The 16,136-nt window shown below is 66.9% G+C and carries 19 protein-coding genes; 8 read left to right on the top strand and 11 right to left on the bottom strand.

Translation table 11 applies throughout. The features are described 5' to 3' along the window. Nucleotides 1-56 precede the first annotated feature (56 nt). The 5 genes from AC2FAN_RS24735 to AC2FAN_RS24715 all read left to right on the top strand — a co-directional run bounded on the left by AC2FAN_RS24735 (nucleotide 57) and on the right by AC2FAN_RS24715 (nucleotide 3,649). Nucleotides 57-305, top strand: coding sequence for a CopG family ribbon-helix-helix protein (locus AC2FAN_RS24735; protein ID WP_265050876.1), 249 nt, complete (start codon nucleotides 57-59; stop codon nucleotides 303-305). Then, the gene (locus AC2FAN_RS24730) at nucleotides 302-586 is read left to right on the top strand and encodes a type II toxin-antitoxin system RelE/ParE family toxin (RefSeq protein ID WP_265050877.1); all 285 of its coding nucleotides are present in this window, start codon (nucleotides 302-304) and stop codon (nucleotides 584-586) included. Before AC2FAN_RS24735 ends, AC2FAN_RS24730 begins: the two co-directional genes overlap by 4 nt. A 15-nt stretch (nucleotides 587-601) precedes the next feature. Further along, complete coding sequence (locus AC2FAN_RS24725) at nucleotides 602-1,624, top strand: zinc-binding dehydrogenase (protein ID WP_485176735.1); 1,023 nt, start codon at nucleotides 602-604, stop codon at nucleotides 1,622-1,624. A gap of 211 nt (nucleotides 1,625-1,835) precedes the next feature. Beyond that, nucleotides 1,836-2,816: a lipid A biosynthesis lauroyl acyltransferase gene (locus AC2FAN_RS24720; RefSeq protein ID WP_485176734.1), complete on the top strand. Its 981-nt coding sequence runs from the start codon at nucleotides 1,836-1,838 to the stop codon at nucleotides 2,814-2,816. 68 nt (nucleotides 2,817-2,884) lie between these two features. After that, a complete protein-coding gene (locus AC2FAN_RS24715) occupies nucleotides 2,885-3,649 on the top strand; it encodes a DUF1223 domain-containing protein (RefSeq protein ID WP_485176733.1) in 765 nt (254 codons plus the stop codon). A gap of 34 nt (nucleotides 3,650-3,683) precedes the next feature. Here the strand turns inward: AC2FAN_RS24715 and AC2FAN_RS24710 are convergent, their stop codons facing one another. The 3 genes from AC2FAN_RS24710 to AC2FAN_RS24700 form a co-directional block, all read right to left on the bottom strand. After that, nucleotides 3,684-4,289, bottom strand: a complete 606-nt coding sequence (locus tag AC2FAN_RS24710; protein WP_265050881.1) for a TPM domain-containing protein — start codon at nucleotides 4,287-4,289, stop codon at nucleotides 3,684-3,686. Then, nucleotides 4,289-5,086: a TPM domain-containing protein gene (locus tag AC2FAN_RS24705; protein WP_485176732.1), complete on the bottom strand. Its 798-nt coding sequence runs from the start codon at nucleotides 5,084-5,086 to the stop codon at nucleotides 4,289-4,291. Before AC2FAN_RS24705 ends, AC2FAN_RS24710 begins: the two co-directional genes overlap by 1 nt. A 105-nt stretch (nucleotides 5,087-5,191) precedes the next feature. Then, on the bottom strand, nucleotides 5,192-5,794 hold the full coding sequence (locus AC2FAN_RS24700; protein WP_485176731.1) for a LemA family protein: 603 nt from the start codon (nucleotides 5,792-5,794) through the stop codon (nucleotides 5,192-5,194). Between the two features lie 126 nt (nucleotides 5,795-5,920). Between AC2FAN_RS24700 and ggt the strand changes: the two genes are divergently transcribed. Beyond that, entirely contained in the window at nucleotides 5,921-7,657 is a 1,737-nt protein-coding gene (ggt, locus tag AC2FAN_RS24695) for a gamma-glutamyltransferase (RefSeq protein WP_485176730.1), read from the top strand. Between the two features lie 152 nt (nucleotides 7,658-7,809). On the opposite strand, the gene AC2FAN_RS24690 is transcribed toward ggt, so the two are convergent. The 3 genes from AC2FAN_RS24690 to AC2FAN_RS24680 form a co-directional block, all read right to left on the bottom strand. Further along, nucleotides 7,810-8,289, bottom strand: coding sequence for a hypothetical protein (locus AC2FAN_RS24690; RefSeq protein ID WP_485176729.1), 480 nt, complete (start codon nucleotides 8,287-8,289; stop codon nucleotides 7,810-7,812). A gap of 5 nt (nucleotides 8,290-8,294) precedes the next feature. Continuing rightward, nucleotides 8,295-9,524, bottom strand: coding sequence for a dual-specificity RNA methyltransferase RlmN (rlmN, locus tag AC2FAN_RS24685; RefSeq protein ID WP_485176728.1), 1,230 nt, complete (start codon nucleotides 9,522-9,524; stop codon nucleotides 8,295-8,297). A gap of 214 nt (nucleotides 9,525-9,738) precedes the next feature. Next, nucleotides 9,739-10,338 carry a hypothetical protein gene (locus tag AC2FAN_RS24680; RefSeq protein WP_265050888.1) on the bottom strand — a complete coding sequence of 200 codons (600 nt, stop codon included), beginning with the start codon at nucleotides 10,336-10,338 and terminating at the stop codon, nucleotides 9,739-9,741. A 179-nt stretch (nucleotides 10,339-10,517) separates the two neighbouring features. Between AC2FAN_RS24680 and AC2FAN_RS24675 the strand changes: the two genes are divergently transcribed. Continuing rightward, nucleotides 10,518-11,492 (top strand): NADPH:quinone oxidoreductase family protein, encoded by a 975-nt coding sequence (locus AC2FAN_RS24675; protein ID WP_485176727.1) that lies wholly within the window; start codon nucleotides 10,518-10,520, stop codon nucleotides 11,490-11,492. A gap of 6 nt (nucleotides 11,493-11,498) precedes the next feature. On the opposite strand, the gene AC2FAN_RS24670 is transcribed toward AC2FAN_RS24675, so the two are convergent. Beyond that, nucleotides 11,499-11,834 carry a YkvA family protein gene (locus AC2FAN_RS24670; protein ID WP_485176757.1) on the bottom strand — a complete coding sequence of 112 codons (336 nt, stop codon included), beginning with the start codon at nucleotides 11,832-11,834 and terminating at the stop codon, nucleotides 11,499-11,501. A gap of 218 nt (nucleotides 11,835-12,052) precedes the next feature. On the opposite strand from AC2FAN_RS24670, the gene AC2FAN_RS24665 reads away from it, so the two are divergent. Further along, entirely contained in the window at nucleotides 12,053-12,838 is a 786-nt protein-coding gene (locus AC2FAN_RS24665; RefSeq protein WP_485176726.1) for an SDR family NAD(P)-dependent oxidoreductase, read from the top strand. Nucleotides 12,839-12,841: 3 nt separating this feature from the next. Here the strand turns inward: AC2FAN_RS24665 and AC2FAN_RS24660 are convergent, their stop codons facing one another. The 4 genes from AC2FAN_RS24660 to ftsY form a co-directional block, all read right to left on the bottom strand. Then, on the bottom strand, nucleotides 12,842-13,555 hold the full coding sequence (locus AC2FAN_RS24660) for an RES family NAD+ phosphorylase (RefSeq protein ID WP_485176725.1): 714 nt from the start codon (nucleotides 13,553-13,555) through the stop codon (nucleotides 12,842-12,844). Further along, nucleotides 13,552-13,965 carry an MbcA/ParS/Xre antitoxin family protein gene (locus AC2FAN_RS24655; protein ID WP_485176724.1) on the bottom strand — a complete coding sequence of 138 codons (414 nt, stop codon included), beginning with the start codon at nucleotides 13,963-13,965 and terminating at the stop codon, nucleotides 13,552-13,554. Before AC2FAN_RS24655 ends, AC2FAN_RS24660 begins: the two co-directional genes overlap by 4 nt. Nucleotides 13,966-14,165: 200 nt before the next feature. After that, nucleotides 14,166-14,801: a septation protein A gene (locus AC2FAN_RS24650; RefSeq protein WP_265050891.1), complete on the bottom strand. Its 636-nt coding sequence runs from the start codon at nucleotides 14,799-14,801 to the stop codon at nucleotides 14,166-14,168. Further along, nucleotides 14,798-16,072: a signal recognition particle-docking protein FtsY gene (ftsY, locus tag AC2FAN_RS24645; protein WP_485176722.1), complete on the bottom strand. Its 1,275-nt coding sequence runs from the start codon at nucleotides 16,070-16,072 to the stop codon at nucleotides 14,798-14,800. The genes AC2FAN_RS24650 and ftsY overlap by 4 nt, the downstream gene beginning before the upstream one ends. Nucleotides 16,073-16,136: the final 64 nt, after the last annotated feature.

Raw genomic sequence — 16,136 nt, 5'->3', positions numbered from 1 at the left:
GTTCGACTTGCACGGGCAGTTCTGCTAGGTTCATGATGAACCGGAGAGAACCATCCATGACGGCCGCTTTCACTATCCGCCTCGACGACGAAATGCTGGCCAAGCTCGATTCGCTTGCCGCCGATACGGATCGCTCGCGCAGCTGGATCGCGGCGAAGGCGATCGAGAGCTATGTCGAGCTGAATGCCTGGCAGATCGAGCAGATCAAGGCCGGCCTTGCGGAAGCCGATCGCGGTGAGTTCGTCAGCGAGGCCGATCTTGATGCGATCGAAGCCGAGATTCAGGCCAAGATCGACCAGCAATGAATATTGTCTGGACGCCGAGAGCGCAGCGTAACCTGCGCGATACGGCACGCTATCTGACGCAGTTCAACCCATTCGCAGCGTTGTCCGTGATCCGCACGATTCGTATCGCGCCGAAGCAACTTCTGCGTTACCCCGCCAGCGGGCGGCCAGGACGGATTGACGGAACCCGCGAACTCGTCGTCGGCGGAACTTCGTACATCTTGCCGTACCGTGTCCATCAGGACGCCATCGAAATCCTCGCGGTTCTCCATACCTCCCGGCAGTGGCCGGACAAGCTCTGAAAGACCGATTGCCCGATGCGCTCCCTCCAGCTTCATGGTGACCGCGATCTCCGCCTCGAGGAGATCGAGCCGCCGCCGCCACCCGCAGCCGGCGAGGTGCAGATCCGCATCAAGGCGGTGGGCTTGAACTATCTCGATCTCTGGGGCTTTCGCGGCATGGCCTTCGCCAAGCGCAAGATGCCACAGGCCGCTGGCGTCGAGGCAGCCGGCGAGATCGTCTGCGTCGGCGAGGGCGTGACCGGCTTCGCGCCCGGCGACGTCGTCACCGCCTATGGCGCCGACACCTGCGGCCAGTGTAAGGCCTGCCGCGAGGGCCGCGACAATCTCTGCGAGAACGTCGCCGGCATCATGGGCTTCCATATCGACGGTTTCGCCCGCGAATTGCTGAACCGCCCGGCGCGCCTCACCATCAAGGCGCCGAAGGGCGTCTCCTTCGAGGACGCCGCCTGCGCGCCGATCGGCTTCGGCACGGTCCAGCACATGCTGTTCGACAATGCGAGGCTGGAGCCCGGCGAATCAGTGCTCGTCCATGCCGGCGGCTCCGGCATCGGCACGGCCGCGATCCTGATGGCGAAGGCGATCGGCTGCACGGTCTACACCACCGTCGGAGACGATGAGAAAGGCGCCAAGGCCAAGGCGCTCGGCGCCGACCACGTCATCAACTATCGCGAGGACCGCTTCGAGGGCGTCGTCCGCAAGCTCACCGGCCGCAAGGGCGTCGATGTCGTGTTCGAGCATGTCGGCGCCGATACCTGGAACGGCTCCCTGCTCTGCCTGAAGCGCGGCGGCCGGCTCGTCACCTGCGGCGCCACCTCCGGCCCCTCGGCGACGATCAACCTGATGCAGCTCTTCCAGCAGCAATACCGCATCACCGGTTCCTTCGGCTGCCGCATCGAGAATATCGCCCAGTCACTGGCGAAGATGGCCGGCGGCATGAAGCCGGTGATCGACTCGGTCTTCCCGCTCGCCGAATTCGAGAAGGGCCTCGCCCGGATCGAGGGCCGCAAGGTCTTCGGCAAGGTCGTCATCGCCTTCTGAACGACGCCTCCGCCCAGCCAAAGACTTGACGGCAGCGCTTTCCTGCCCCAGATCGCCCCTCTCAAGCCCGGTCTAGCTCTCGGACGGGCGAGCTAGAGCATTTTCAAGCGAAGTCGATCCCGGTTCGCGTGAAGAAAATGCGACCAAACGAAGGGACACAGCAGGTGTGCGTTGCGCAGAAACGCGGACCTGCTCTGGAGCTGGACCGACCTTGAAACGATTGAAGGCAATCGCCGCGCGCGCCGGCGCGGCGGCGATGATCGGCGTGATCCGCGCGCTGTTCGCATTCCTGCGCCTGCTCGGCCCCGAACGCTCCAGCGATGTCGGCGGCTGGCTGCTGCGCACGGTGAGCCCGCTGATCCCGGTTAACGGCGTCGCGCTCGCCAATATCCGTGCAGCCTTCCCCGAGAAGGACGAGGCGGAGGTGAAGCGAATCGCGCGCGGCGCCTGGGAGAATCTCGGCCGCACGGCCGCCGAATACGCGCATCTCAAGACGCTGTTCGATTACGACCATGACAACCCCGACAGGCCCTCCCGCGTCGAGGTCGAGGGTATCGAGCACTTCATCACGCTCAAGGAAGACGACAGGCCCGGCCTGATCTTCTCGGCGCATCTCGCGAATTGGGAACTGCCGGCGATCTGCGCGGCGACCTATGATCTGGAGACGACGGCCGTCTTCCGTGCCCCCAACGATCCTGCGATTGCCGCGATCGTCCACGAAATCCGCTCCGGCGCCATGGGCGGCCTCGCCGCGGCCAAGCAAGGCGCCGCCTTCGCCATGCAGGGCGTGCTGGAAAAAGGCGGCCATCTCGGCATGCTCATCGACCAGCACTTCACGCGCGGCGTTGTGGTACCTTTCATGGGCCGCCCCGCGCTGACCAATCCGATCATGGGCAAGTTCGCCCGCCGCTTCGATTGCCCGGTCCATGGCGTGCGCGTCATCAGGCTGCCGAACCAGCGCTTCCGCATCGAGCTGACGCCACCGCTCGACCTGCCCCGCGATGCCGCCGGCGAGATCGACGTTCAGGGTGCCATGGCGATGATGACGGCGGTCGTGGAGGGCTGGGTACGCGAACACCCGGAGCAGTGGCTCTGGATGCATCGCCGCTGGCGACCCAATATGATTTCTGCCGCTGCCCTAGTCGGTTTCGATCACGCCCGCGCGACCATGCCCGTTTTCAAGGCAACGTGATTTCCCTCTGCGACCAATTGCTGGCTTTGGTAACCTCCGGAAAATAAATCGCCCTCAAAGTCGAGTTCATGTTCTCCGTCATCAGCCAATCCGCTGCGACTATCGCGTTTCTCGTCCTCGGCATGACGATTGCCCAGGCGCAGACGGCTACGAAATCGCCCAAGGCCGTGATCGAGCTGTTCACCAGCCAGGGTTGCTCATCCTGCCCGCCTGCGGATGCGCTGGTGGTCGAGCTGGCGAAGGACCCCGAGCTGATCGCTCTGACCTTGCCCGTCACCTATTGGGACTATCTCGGCTGGAAGGATACGCTCGGCAAGGATTCCTTCGCGAAACGCCAGAAGTTCTACGCCAAGGCGCGTGGCGACGGACAGGTCTATACGCCCCAGGTCGTCATCAACGGCGCCGCTCACGCGATCGGCTCCGAGAGGGCGGAAATCGAGAAGGTGGTGAACCAGCTGGCCGTGACCGGCTTCGCCGCGAAACTGGCCCTGAAGGAAGAGAACGGCAGCCTTCAGATCAGGATCGCGCCCACCGGGAGCACGAGCGAGGAAAAGGCCGGCGTCTGGATCATTCCGACGACGCGCCAGGCGACGGTTCCGGTCACGCGCGGCGAGAACCAGGGCAAGACCCTGGCCTACGCGAATGTCGTGCGCGGCATGGTGCGCGTCGGCGACTGGAACGGCCAGGAAGCGACCATCACCGCGCAGCTGACGGCGTTGCAGGCACCGGAGGCCGATGGCTACGTCGTCATCATCCAGGCCGAACGGCCCGGCAAATACGGCATGATGCCGGGCGCCATTCTCGGCGCCGCCCAGGGTCTGGCCTCGCGCTGACGCTTGCGCCCAAGCCTCCCGATCCGGCTGTCCTTCAGAGCAGGATGACCTTGTTCGACAGCTCGTCGACATCGCCCGGCAGCGGCGGAACATGCTGCGCCAGCACCGCGCCGACCCCGTCGACCGCCTTGATCAGCCCCTCGGCCAGCCTGTCCTCGCGCGCCGCGGCCAGCAGCGGCTCGATGATGCCGCGCCAGGTATCCGCAGCGACCAGGCCGTCGATTCCACTATCCGCCAGCACCTCGGCATAGCGCTCCTGCAAGGCGATGTAGAGCAGCACGCCGGTGCGCCCCTTGGTCCGAGTCAGGCCGCGCGCCGTGAACTCCCGCAGCGCCGCCTCATGCGCCCGCCGCCGCTTGACGAAGCCGGGAACGAAGCGGCCGCCACGCCCGTACCAGAGCAGGGCGCCGAGCAGCACCGCCGCACAAAAGAGCTGGACCATGAAGATGCGCTGGGCGCTCATCACCGTCATCGAGAGCAGCGGCCACGGCACGAACAAGGCCAGCGTCAGCGCCATCATCACCGGCACGTTGCGATAGCTCGACGCCGCCCGGTCGATCACGACGACGATCTCGCCGGCCGTCTGCAATTCGGCGCGGCGCACGGCCTCCGCGATGGCATCCCTGTCCGCATCGTCCATCACCAGTCTCCCGAAGCTCCGCCGCCGCCGGAGGAGCCGCCACCGCCCGAGAATCCACCGCCACCGGAACTCCAGCCACCCCCGCCGCCGCTCCAGCCCGAGCCGGAACCCGTGCCCCAGCTCGTGCTCTGCGGCAGCGTCACCCACTGCCCGTTGCGCAGCCGGTGCCGGCGCGCACCGCCCTGCTGGCTCAAGCCGCGCAGGAAGGCGACGATGAACAGGAAGATGAAGATCATCGCGATGATGACGGCGATATCCTCGCCCAGCGTGCTCTCGTCGGAGCGCACCTCCGCGCGGCGCTGCCATTCCTCGGCATCCCCGGCAAGGATGGTCAGGATGGCATCGACGCCCGCCTCGATGCCACCAGCGAAATCGCCGGTCTTGAATTTCGGCGCGATGGCGGTGGTGATGATGACCTTGGAAAGCGCGTCGGTGAGCGCGCCTTCAAGGCCGTAGCCGACCTCGATGCGGACCTTGCGCTCCTTCGGCGCGACGATCAGCAGCGCGCCGTTGTTCTTCGCCTTCTGGCCGAGCTGCCAGCGGCGGAACAGGCCGTTGGCGAAATCCTCGATCGTCACATCCTGCAGCGACGGCACGGTCGCGACCACGACCTGATCCGAAGTCTTGTCCTCATGCGCCTTGAGCTTGTCCTCGATCCGCTGCCGGACAGCGGGAGCGAGCAGGTTCGCGCCGTCGACGACGCGCCCCGTCAGCGCGGGATAGGTCGGCTCCGCAGCGTACGCGATGCCGCTGCACAAGATCAGGAACAGGGCTATGACCCCACGCAACGCCGTCATTCTCGGGCGAAGCGCAGCGCAGACCCGAGAATCTCCGGCAGGAGATGCCCGGGTCGCGCCCGGGCATGACGTGCGAAGCGATGTCACAGGCCTCTGCCGCTAACCTCAGAACTTCACCGCGGGCGGCCGCTCGGCGCCGGACGTGGCCGTGAAGGTCTCCATCGGCTTGGCGCCCCAGAACAGCTTGGCCCAGATCACGCCGGGAAAAGTGCGGATCTCGGTGTTGAAGGCCTGGACCGCCTGGATGTAGTCGCGCCGCGCCACCGCGACCCGGTTCTCGGTGCCTTCGAGCTGGGACTGCAGGGCGAGGAAGTTCTGGTTCGACTTCAGCTCGGGATAGCGCTCGACGGTGACGAGCAGCCGCCCCAGCGCGCCGGTGAGCTGGTTCTGCGCGTCCTGGAATTCCTTGAACTTCGCGGGGTCGTTGATGGTCGAGGCATCGACCTTGACCTGCGTCGCCTTGGCGCGGGCCTCGACGACGGCGGTCAGAACCTCACGCTCCTGCGCCGCATAGCCCTTCACGGTCTCGACGAGGTTCGGGATCAGGTCGGCGCGGCGCTGATACTGATTCTGCACCTCCGACCAGGCCGCTTTCGCCCTCTCCTCCAGCGTCGGCACGTTGTTGTAGCCGCAGCCGGCGAGCGCAAGGCCCACCAGCCCCAGCGCGAGCCAGGCAAAAGGACGGCGAAAATGGGCGGAAAACGACATGCCGAAAACCCCTTTTGGCAGCGTCAGAACGGTCTCGATTCGGAACTCTACCTGCCGTGGCCCGCAGGTCCAAGCTGTCAGGCCGCGGCGAATGGCCTATCCTGCCGCCGTACTCGGAGATGAGCCATGCGCCTGCCCGCCCTTCTGCCGCTGACAGTGGCCGTGCTGACCGCCCAGATCGCAACCGCCCAGACGTTCGCACCGGCCCCGGAAGCCGCGACCGGGCGCGCCACCAAGACGCTCGGCACGGCCCAGCGCTTCATGGCGGCAGCCGCCAACCCGCTCGCCGCCACGGCCGGCCGCGATATCCTGCGCGCCGGCGGCAGCGCGACCGACGCCGCCATCGCGATCCAGCTCGTGCTCAATCTGGTCGAGCCGCAGAGCTCCGGCATCGGCGGCGGCGCCTTCTTCGTCCATTGGGACGAGGCCGCCCGCAAGGTCACGACGTTGGACGGACGCGAGACGGCGCCCGCCGCGGCGACGCCGGAGCGCTTCATGAAGGACGGCAAGCCGATGCCGTTCCGGGAGGCAGTGGTGGGGGGCCGCTCGGTCGGCGTTCCCGGCACGCTGAAGCTGCTGGAAGAAGCGCATCGCCGCTGGGGTAGATTGCCCTGGCCCGATGTCGTCGCGCCCGCGCTGAAGCTGGCTGAGGAGGGCTTCGCCATTTCGCCGCGTCTCAACGGGCTGCTCGCCGGTGAACGAGACCTGCCGAAGAACCCGATCGCCGCTGCCTATTTCTACGAGCCGGACGGCAAGCCGAAAGCCGTCGGCACGATCCTGAAGAACCCCGCCTTCGCGGCGACGCTGCACGCGATCGCGGCCAGTGGCGCGAAAGCCTTCTACGAAGGAGCCGTCGCCGAAGACATCGTCGCGACCGTCACCGGGCACCCAAGCAATCCCGGCGACATGACGCTGGCCGACCTCGCCGGCTACAAGGTCGAGGAACGCGAGCCGGTCTGCGGCGTCTACCGCATCTGGCGGCTCTGCGGCATGGGCCCGCCGAGTTCGGGCGCCGTCGCCATCCAGCAGATGCTCGGGATGCTGGAGACTCAGGACCTGCGCCGGCTCGGCCCTGGCGCCGAAGCCGCGCACTGGTTCAGCGAGGCCGGCCGCCTCGCCTTCGCAGACCGCGCGCTCTATCTCGCCGATCCCGCCTTCATCAGCGTCCCCGTGCGCGGCCTGATAGACCGCGACTATATCCGGTCACGCGCCGGCCTGATCGGGCCTGAGCGCTCCATGGGCCGCGCCAAGGCCGGCGACCCACCCCATAGGCGCGCGCAGCTTCTCGCCCCTTCAGACGGCATCGAGAATGGCACGAGCCATATCTCGGTGGTGGACGCCGACGGCAACGCCGTCGCGATGACCACCACGATCGAGGACGGCTTCGGCTCGCGTCTGATGACCAAGGGCGGCTTCCTGCTCAACAACGAGCTGACAGACTTCAACTTCGCCCCGGAAGAAGACGGCAAGCCCGTCGCCAACCGCGTCGAGCCCGGCAAGCGGCCGCGCTCGTCGATGGCGCCGACGCTCGTCTTCGATGCCTTCGGGCGGCTCTATGCCGTGGTCGGCTCGCCCGGCGGCAGCCAGATCATCGGCTATGTCGCCAAGACCCTCGTTGCACTGCTCGACTGGAAGATGGACCCGCAGCAAGCCGTCGATTTCGGCAACTTCGGCAGCCGCAACGGCCCGACCGAGCTGGAGAAGGGCACCGAGGCAGAAGCCTGGAAGGCCGTGCTCGAAGCGAAAGGCCACGAGGTCCGCTTGCTGGAGATGACCTCGGGCACCCAGGCCATCGTCAAGACGCCCGAGGGCTTCCTCGGCGGCGCCGACGGAAGGCGCGAAGGCGTCGCGATCGGCGATTGAGCGTCCTGACACGCCGTCATGCTCGGACCTGACCCGAGCATCTCATGCCGAAAGAGGCGCTTTGATGAGCCTTGTCCGGAGAGAGATTCTCGGGTCTGCGCTTCGCTTCGCCCGAGAATGACGCGCGAGCTTCGGGCGATGCCCTTTGGACCTCAGGGCTGCGCCGTGCGCTCGCCACCGGCTCCGCGCCCTGCGATCAGCCAGTAGACGAAGCCCGTCGCCGCGCCGACCAGGAAGAGCCCGGAGATGATCTGGAGTTCGGCCGGGCTCGGCGTGCGCGACAGCCTGAGCATGGCGAGCGGCAGCAACGCCGCGAGCAGCCCGGTGAAGCCGGCCTGGAGCAGCCCGCTGCGCAAACGGAACAGCTCCGAGCCGATCGCGACCAGCACGACGGGCGCGACGATGATCGCAAGCCCCAGCCGTCCGATCAGCCCGAAGGCCGCCTGCGCGGCCGGCGCCGGATCGATGCCGCTCTCGGCCAAGCCGAACAGGATGTCCAATAGCCGCTCGATGCCGCCGCCGATCAGCAGAGCCACGGCCGGCGAGGCGACGCTCGCCATCGCCAGGAAGAACAGGCCCGCACCCATCGCGACGAGACAGGCGAAGGGCATCAGCAGAATCCAGCGCAGCAAGCGGCTCACTCCGCCGCGACGGCCGGCACGGCTTCCGCCTGATCCTGATCCAGCATCAGCCGGGCGCGGGCGGAGAGCTTCTCCGTCTCGCTCTTTAGCTGACCGCAGGCGGCAAGGATGTCGCGCCCGCGCGGGGTGCGCACCGGTGAGGCATAGCCGGCGCGGAACACGATATCGGAGAAGCGCTCGATCCGGTCCCAATCCGAGCACTCGTATTTCGTGCCGGGCCAGGGATTGAACGGGATCAGGTTGATCTTGGCCGGAATGCCCTTGAGCAGCCGGACCAGCTCGCGCGCCTCGGCGTCGGAATCGTTCACGCCCTTGAGCATGACGTATTCGAAGGTGATCCGCTTCGCGTTGGAGAGACCCGGATAGTTCCGGCAGGCCTCAAGCAGATCCTTGATCGGGTACTTCTTGTTGAGCGGCACCAGCTCGTTGCGCAGCTCGTCGCGCACCGCATGCAGCGAGATCGCCAGCATCGTGCCCATCTCGCCGCCGAGCGGGCCGATCTGCGGCACCACGCCCGAGGTCGAGACGGTGATGCGCCGGCGCCCGATCGAGAGCCCCTGGTCGTCGGACATGATGGCGATCGCATCGCGCACGCCGTCGAAATTATAGAGAGGCTCGCCCATGCCCATGAAGACGATGTTCGTGACCAGGCGCCCGCCATCGTTCGGCACGAAGGCGCCTTCCGGCGGCTTGCGGTTGGGGAAATCGCCGAGACGCTCGCGCGCCACCATCAGCTGCGCCACGATCTCCTCGGCCTTGAGGTTGCGGACGAGACGCTGCGTGCCGGTGTGGCAGAAGGTGCAGGTCAGCGTGCAGCCGACCTGGCTGGAAACGCAGAGCGTGCCGCGGTCAACCTCGGGGATGTAGACGCATTCGATCTCGGCGCCGCGGTCATGCGGCCCGGTCGAGGGCATGCGCATCAGCCATTTGCGCGTGCCGTCGGTCGAGACCTGCTCTGCCGTCACCTCCGGCAGGTCGAGCGAGAAATGCGCGGCGAGTTGGCCACGCAGCCCCTTGCCGATCGTCGTCATCGCGTCGAATTCGCGCACGCCGTAATGGTAGATCCAGTTCCAGAGCTGGCCGACGCGCATGCGCCGTTCCTTCTCGGGAACGCCGATCACGGCCAGGGCCTCGGCGAGGCCCGCGCGGGTGCGCCCGGCCAGCGACGGGCGCCGCAAAACGGTTTCAGCCGCCGGAGCGGCAGGTGCGGAAACGGACACGGTCATCGGAGCTCTGTCGTCGCCCATACGGGAAGGCGCGGGATTTCCCGCTCCCTAGCACAATTGCCGGAAAACCGGAACCCCGCCGTCATTCTCGGGCCGAGCGAAGCGCAGACCCGAGAATCTCTAGACGAGAAGGCGCCGGGAGTTTTTCCGGCATGAGATGCTCAGGTCAGGCCGGAGCATGACGCGCCCCGGTCTCACGGCGGCGCCATGCGCCTTACTTGCAGGCGTCTTCGGCCCGCTTCACGATCTGGCTGATGCCGGCGAGCGAGTATTTGTCGCTGGTCGGGTTGCCGCGCTTCGAGGTGCCCTTGATCTCCAGCCCGGCGCCGCGCCGCATCGAGTCGAGCATGCGCGTCTCCTCGGCCGGGTTCTTCAGCCACATGTTCTGGCCCTTGGCGACCAGCGCGAAGCGGTCCGTGCCGATGAGCGCCTGATGCTCGACGCCTTCCTTGAGGTCGAAGTTCATCACGAAGCTGATCTCGTTGCGCACGCCCTCGCCCGGCCGGCTGGAGACGAAGAGCAACCCTTCGACCTCCTTGAGATTCGCAGGTATGCGGGTTTCGGCCTTGGATAGGGCGTAGCAGACCTTGGAGCGGCCTTGCTGCGACGAGAAGGCCTGCCATTTGCCGGCCGTTTCCAGCAGCATCGCCTGCCCCTGCCCGGAGCTGGCGGCAGCCGGCGTGGCGGCCGGCTTCGGCTTGGCCGGAGCGGCCTGGGCCGACAGCGCGGGCAGACCGAGCAATCCGGTCATCAGGCCGAGCGCGGCGAGGCGGAAAAGAGCGGCGTCGCGGGTACGGAGGAACGAGCTGATCATGGACCGCCATCAGTCACTAAAAATCTTAACACCGCGTTTACCACGAGTGGATCGCGCGGGACGGCGGCATAGAGTGTCACGATCCTGGCGAAAATACGAATGGCGCAGCCGCTGCCGGTTCCGCGCCATGCGACGCCGTGGCACAGTCCGGCAGCGCGGCGGTGAATGGCGGATCGACGATGAAGGCCTTGCTCTGCGAACATCACGGCCCGGCGGAAGATCTCGTCATCCGCGATCTGCCGGAACCGAGCCCGGGGCCCGGCGAGGTCGTCGTTGCCGTAAAGGCGGCCGCCCTCAATTTCTTTGACACGCTGATCATCAAGGGCCGCTATCAGACCAGGCCCGCCTTCCCCTTCTCGCCCTCAGCCGAATGTGCCGGCACCATCGCGGCAATCGGCGAGGGCGTCACCGGCTGGCAGCTCGGCGAGCGCGTCGCAGCCTGGCTCGGCTATGGCGCAGCGCGTGAAAAGGTCGTGGTGCCCGCCGAGGCGCTGATCCGCGTGCCGGAGCGGCTCGACGACGCGCAGGCTGCAAGCCTTTTCGTCACCTACGGCACGGCCATGCACGGGTTGATTCAGCGCGCCCATCTGAGGGCCGGCGAGACGCTCGCGATCCTCGGTGCCTCCGGGGGCGCCGGGCTGGCGGCGGTCGAGATCGGTGCGCTGCTCGGCGCCCATGTCATCGCCTGCGCCTCCTCGCCCGACAAGCTGGCATTGGCTCGCGAGCATGGCGCGCAGGAGGAGGTCGACTATAGCCAGGCCGATATCCGCGCCGCGCTGAAGAAGCTCACCGAAGGGCGCGGCGTCGACGTGCTCTACGACACCGTGGGCGGCGAGCTCGCGGAACCGGCGCTGCGCTCCATGGCCTGGGAAGGGCGCTACCTCGTCGTCGGCTTCGCCGGCGGCGAGATTCCGAAGATCCCGCTCAACCTGCTGCTGCTGAAGGGCTGCGACCTGCGCGGCGTCTTCTGGGGCGAGTTCGTCGCGCGCGAACCGGCAGCGCATCGCCGCAACATGGAACGCCTGCTCGAATGGGCGTCGGGAGACCATATCCGCGCCCATGTCCACGCGACCTTCCCGCTGGAGCGCTGGACCGAAGCCTATGCGCTGATCGGCGATCGCAAGGCCAAGGGCAAGATCGTGCTGACGCTGTGACGAAGCCTAAAGCTCCGCCAGCGCCTTCCGCGCCCGCTCGCGATGCTCCACCTTGATCGAACCGGCCACTGCCGCGATGGCGGCGGCGATCACCGCCGCATCGTCGGTGAAGCCGAGAAGCGGCATGATGTCGGGAATGGCGTCGATCGGCAGCACGAAATAACCAAGCGCAGCGAGCAGCGTCATCCGCACGCGCCGCGGCGTTGCCGGGTCCCGCGCGCAGAACCAGGCCGTCAGCAAATCCTCGGCAAACGGCATACGCTTTGCGACGCGCTTGAGCCGGGCCATGAAATCGGCCCCGAACTTCGCCTCGTCGCGCAGGCTCTTGCGGATCGCCTCCATCTCCTCGCGGCTGAAGCTTGCGCTGAACCCTTCGCTCATTCCTGTCTCTCTCCTTCGCGTCCGATGACGCCAATGATCGCGCACCCGGAATCGACGCGCCATGTCGAAAGATGGCCCCGTCGCAATCCTGCACAAGAGGCCTGCCGGAAAACCCGCTTGGAGCGGCACGAAACGCCCTCTAAACCGGCTCCAGAACCAGGACGCACGGGAAACGCACCATGAAGCTCGATTCTTCCCTCGCCGCCATCGTCACCGGCGGCGCCTCCGGCCTCGGCGAGGCGACGGCCCGGATGCTCGCGAGCCAGGGCGTCAAGGTCGCGCTGCTAGACCTCAACGCCGAGCGCGGCGAGGTGATCGCGCAGGAGATCGGCGGTGTCTTCTGTTCCTGCGACGTCACCAACGAGGACTCGGTCGACGAGGCGCTGGCCAAGTCTCGCGCCGCCCATGGCATCGCCCGCATCGTCGTCAACTGCGCCGGCATCGCACCGGGCCGCCGCGTCGTCTCGAAGAAGCGCGAAACCGGCGAGCTCATCGCCCATGACCTCGCCACCTTCGAGAAGGCCGTCGCGATCAACCTCGTCGGCACCTTCCGCGTCATCGCCAAATCGGCGGTCGCGCTCGCCGGGCTGGAGCCGGTCACCGCCGATGGCGGCCGCGGCGTCATCGTCTGCACGGCTTCGGTCGCCGCCGAGGACGGCCAGATCGGCCAGGCCGCCTATGCCGCCTCCAAGGCCGGCGTCGCCGGCATGACGCTGCCGATCGCGCGCGATCTGGCTGGTGTCGGCATCCGCATCGTCACGATCATGCCAGGCCTGTTCGAGACGCCGATGTTCGCCGGCCTGCCCGACGACGCCAAGGCCTCGCTCGCCGTCTCGGTGCCGCATCCCTCGCGCCTTGGGCGCCCGGTGGAATATGCCGCGCTCGCCCGCAGCATCATCGAGAACGACATGCTGAACGGCACGTCGATCCGCTTGGACGGCGCGATCCGCCTCGCACCGAAATAGGCTTCAGACGATGCGGTAGACCTCACCGGCGCTGCGGTCCCGGTAGAGGTCCACCCGCTCGCCGTTCCAGTGATAGTCGAGATGCCGCCCCTGCACCGGCTGGCTAGCCCCATCCGGGTAGAACAGTCCGGCGCATTCGCCACCAGGGCAGCGCACGCTGGGATAGGCGATGCCGGCCGAGCCGAGCGCCCGCAAGCCGATGCCGAGTGCCTGGCTCGCGGCATAGTCCGTGGGGTCGAGCACCGGGGCGGCTTCCGCCCCGAACGCCCGCACATCATGAAGGTCGGCGTCGACCTCCAGCACGATCTCGCGAAATTGCGAGGTCCATCCGGGCGGCTGGGCCGTCGCCAGCGTGAAGCGGGCGTGGTGATGGATCGTCTCCAGCAACGCCACCTCGAAGCGGTCGCCGACATAGAGCACGCCGAAGCTGCCGTCGCTGAAGCGGCTCGGCCGGTCGGGGCTGACATGGGTGAAGGGCGCCATCAGCCAGCTCGCGCCCGGTCCCGAGACGCGCCGCTTCGCCGGCACGAGATCGAGATTGCCGATCGTCTCCATCAGGCGCGGATTGGTCTTCTGCTCGGCCGCGATCAGCAGCGGCCAGTCGGCAGGGTCGGCGATGTCCTCGAACAAATCGATCGGCGGGAAGATGCTGCGGATGATCCGGACCGCCCCGCGCCATCTGATTTCTGTGACCGGCAGGCTCGCCGGATCGATCACCAGGCGCCCCGCTCGGCGTCGAGCAGCCGGCGTACCCGCATCAGGTCGGTGAGTTCGCCGCCGAGCATGACATCGACAGCCGATTTGCCACCGAAGTCGCTGTTCGGCCGCTTGATCCAGTCATAGCCACGCTGCGGCTCGGTGAAGATCAGCCTCAGCGCCTTGTGGATGCCCATCAAATTCGACAGCCGCGCCTTGCCGTCGCGCGAGATGCGGCCGATCTCGCCGGCTTTCCAGCGGCGGTAGGTCCTGACCGGCAGATCGATCAGCACCGCCGCCTCCTCGTCGGTGACGCGCCAGAGCCGGAACAAGTTGACCGCCGCGCGGAACATCGCCGCCGCCTCGTCATCGCCGATGGGATCGGGGGCGAAATTGCGTTGAGCGGTCTCGATGCGCAGCAGGGCCGTCACAGCATCATTCTCCATTTGGCATAAAATGGAGACAATCTTGCCAAATGGCAAGAGACATCCAAAACACCGCGTCATCCCGGACAACCCGCGTCAGCGGCGCCGATCCGGAATCCATGCCTGAACCTCTATCGGACATGCTCCGGAATGGATTCCGGGTCTTCCTTCGGTCGCCCGGGATCACGACGTGGAGGTGCTTGACCTTACTCTTCCGCCTTCGCCGGCTTGATCTCATGCTTCAGGATCAGCGGCGTCTGCGCCAGCGCAAAGGCCATGGTCAGCGGCATCACACCCCAGACCTTGAAGGCGACCCAGAAATCCTGGGTCTGCGTCCGCCAGACCACCTCGTTGATCGCCGCCAGCACGAAGAAGAACAGCCCCCAGCGGAAGGTGAGCTTGCGCCAGCCTTCCGCGTCGAGCTGCAGCACCGTCTCCAGAACCAGCGACAGCAGCGACCGGCCGAACAGAAGCCCGCCGAGCAGCACGCTGCCGAACAGCGCGTTGACGATGGTCGGCTTGACCTTGATGAAGAAGGCATCGTCCAGCGCCAGCGTCAGCCCGCCGAAGACGCTGACGACGATGGCGTTCACGATCGCCATGCGCGGCAGATAGCCCATCAGCACTCGCGACAGCGCCAGCGCCACCAGCGAAGCGACGATGAAGATGCCGGTGGCGACGAAGATGCGCCGGTCCTCGGCGACGCCGAGCAGCCTGTCGCCATAGGAATTGGCGAAGAAGAAGATCGCCAGCGGCCCGAACTCGAGCGCCAGCTTCAGCAGCGGGCTTATCGCCTTGCCCTTGGCCGCCCCGACGGGGATTTGTCGTGTGGTGCCGCTCACGCCGCTTCTCCCAACCCCGCCACGGCGCGGGCGAAATCGCGCGCCGAGAACGGTTCCAGATCGTCGACGCTCTCGCCGACGCCGATGAAATGCACGGGCAGGCCAAACTGCGCAGCCAGCGCCACGAGAATGCCGCCGCGCGCCGTGCCGTCGAGCTTGGTCATCACGAGCCCCGTCACGCCCGCCGTCTCGCGGAAGGCCTCGACCTGGCTGATCGCGTTCTGGCCGACGGTGGCGTCGAGCACCAGCAATGCCGCGTGCGGCGCGCTCGGATCCTGCTTGCGGATGACGCGAACGACTTTGGCGAGCTCGTCCATCAGGCCCTGCTTGTTCTGAAGCCGCCCGGCCGTGTCGACCAGCAGCACGTCGGTGCCATCAGCCTTGGCTTTCTCAAGCGCCTCGAAGGCGAGGCCGGCCGCATCCGCGCCCTGCTGGCCGAATACGACCTTGGCGCCGGTGCGCTCACCCCAGACGCGCAATTGCTCGATCGCGGCAGCGCGGAAGGTGTCGCCGGCGGCTAGCATCACGGATTTGCCCTCGGCGCGGAATTTCGCAGCGAGCTTGCCGATCGTCGTGGTCTTGCCGGAGCCATTGACCCCGACCATCAGGAGCACGAACGGCTTTTTCGTGGCGTCGATCGCAAGCGGCAGCGCCACCGGGGTCAGGATCGTCTCGACCTCGCGCGCCAGGATCGCCTTCACCTCGCTCGGTTCGATCTGTTTGTCGTAGCGGCCATCGCCGACCGCCTTGGCGATACGCGCCGAGGTGGCGAGCCCGAGATCGGCCTGGATCAGGATGTCCTCGAGATCCTCGAGCGTGCCGGCATCGAGCTTGCGCTTGGTGAAGAGGTCGGTGATCCCCGTCGTCAGCGCCGAAGAGGTCCGCGACAGCCCCTCGGTCAGCCGCCGCCACCAGCTCCGCTTCGGCTGAGGCGCGGGCGCCGCAAGCGACGCCGAAGCAACCACAGGCTCGGGCAGCGGAGCCGCGATAGCTTCCAGTTCTGGTTCGGATTCTGCGACAGGCAGGGCGCCGTCGACCGGAACGGGCGGCAAAACCGCATCGGGTGCCGGCTCGGGGACCTCGACGACGGGCGCTTCGGTCTCGGCAACTGGTGACGTGGCCGCTTCCGCTGCTTCCGGTTTGGGCTCTTCGATCGGCTCTGCAAGCTGTTCATTCACCGGCTCGACAGCCGGCGCCGGCTGCGCCGTTTCGTCCTCGCGTCCGAACAGCCTCGAAAAGAAGCCGCGTTTCTTCGGTTCGGTCTCGCTCATCGCCATCCTGTCTTCGGTTCGGCGGCTGTCTCGGGTTGCGCCGCCGGGCCGGCTTCGCTAGCGC

The sequence above is a fragment of the Allobosea sp. RIT-PG3_2 genome (genome assembly GCF_057321085.1).
The sequence above is the reverse complement of the archived record's forward strand: the minus strand, read 5'-3'. Positions and strand labels throughout refer to the sequence as shown.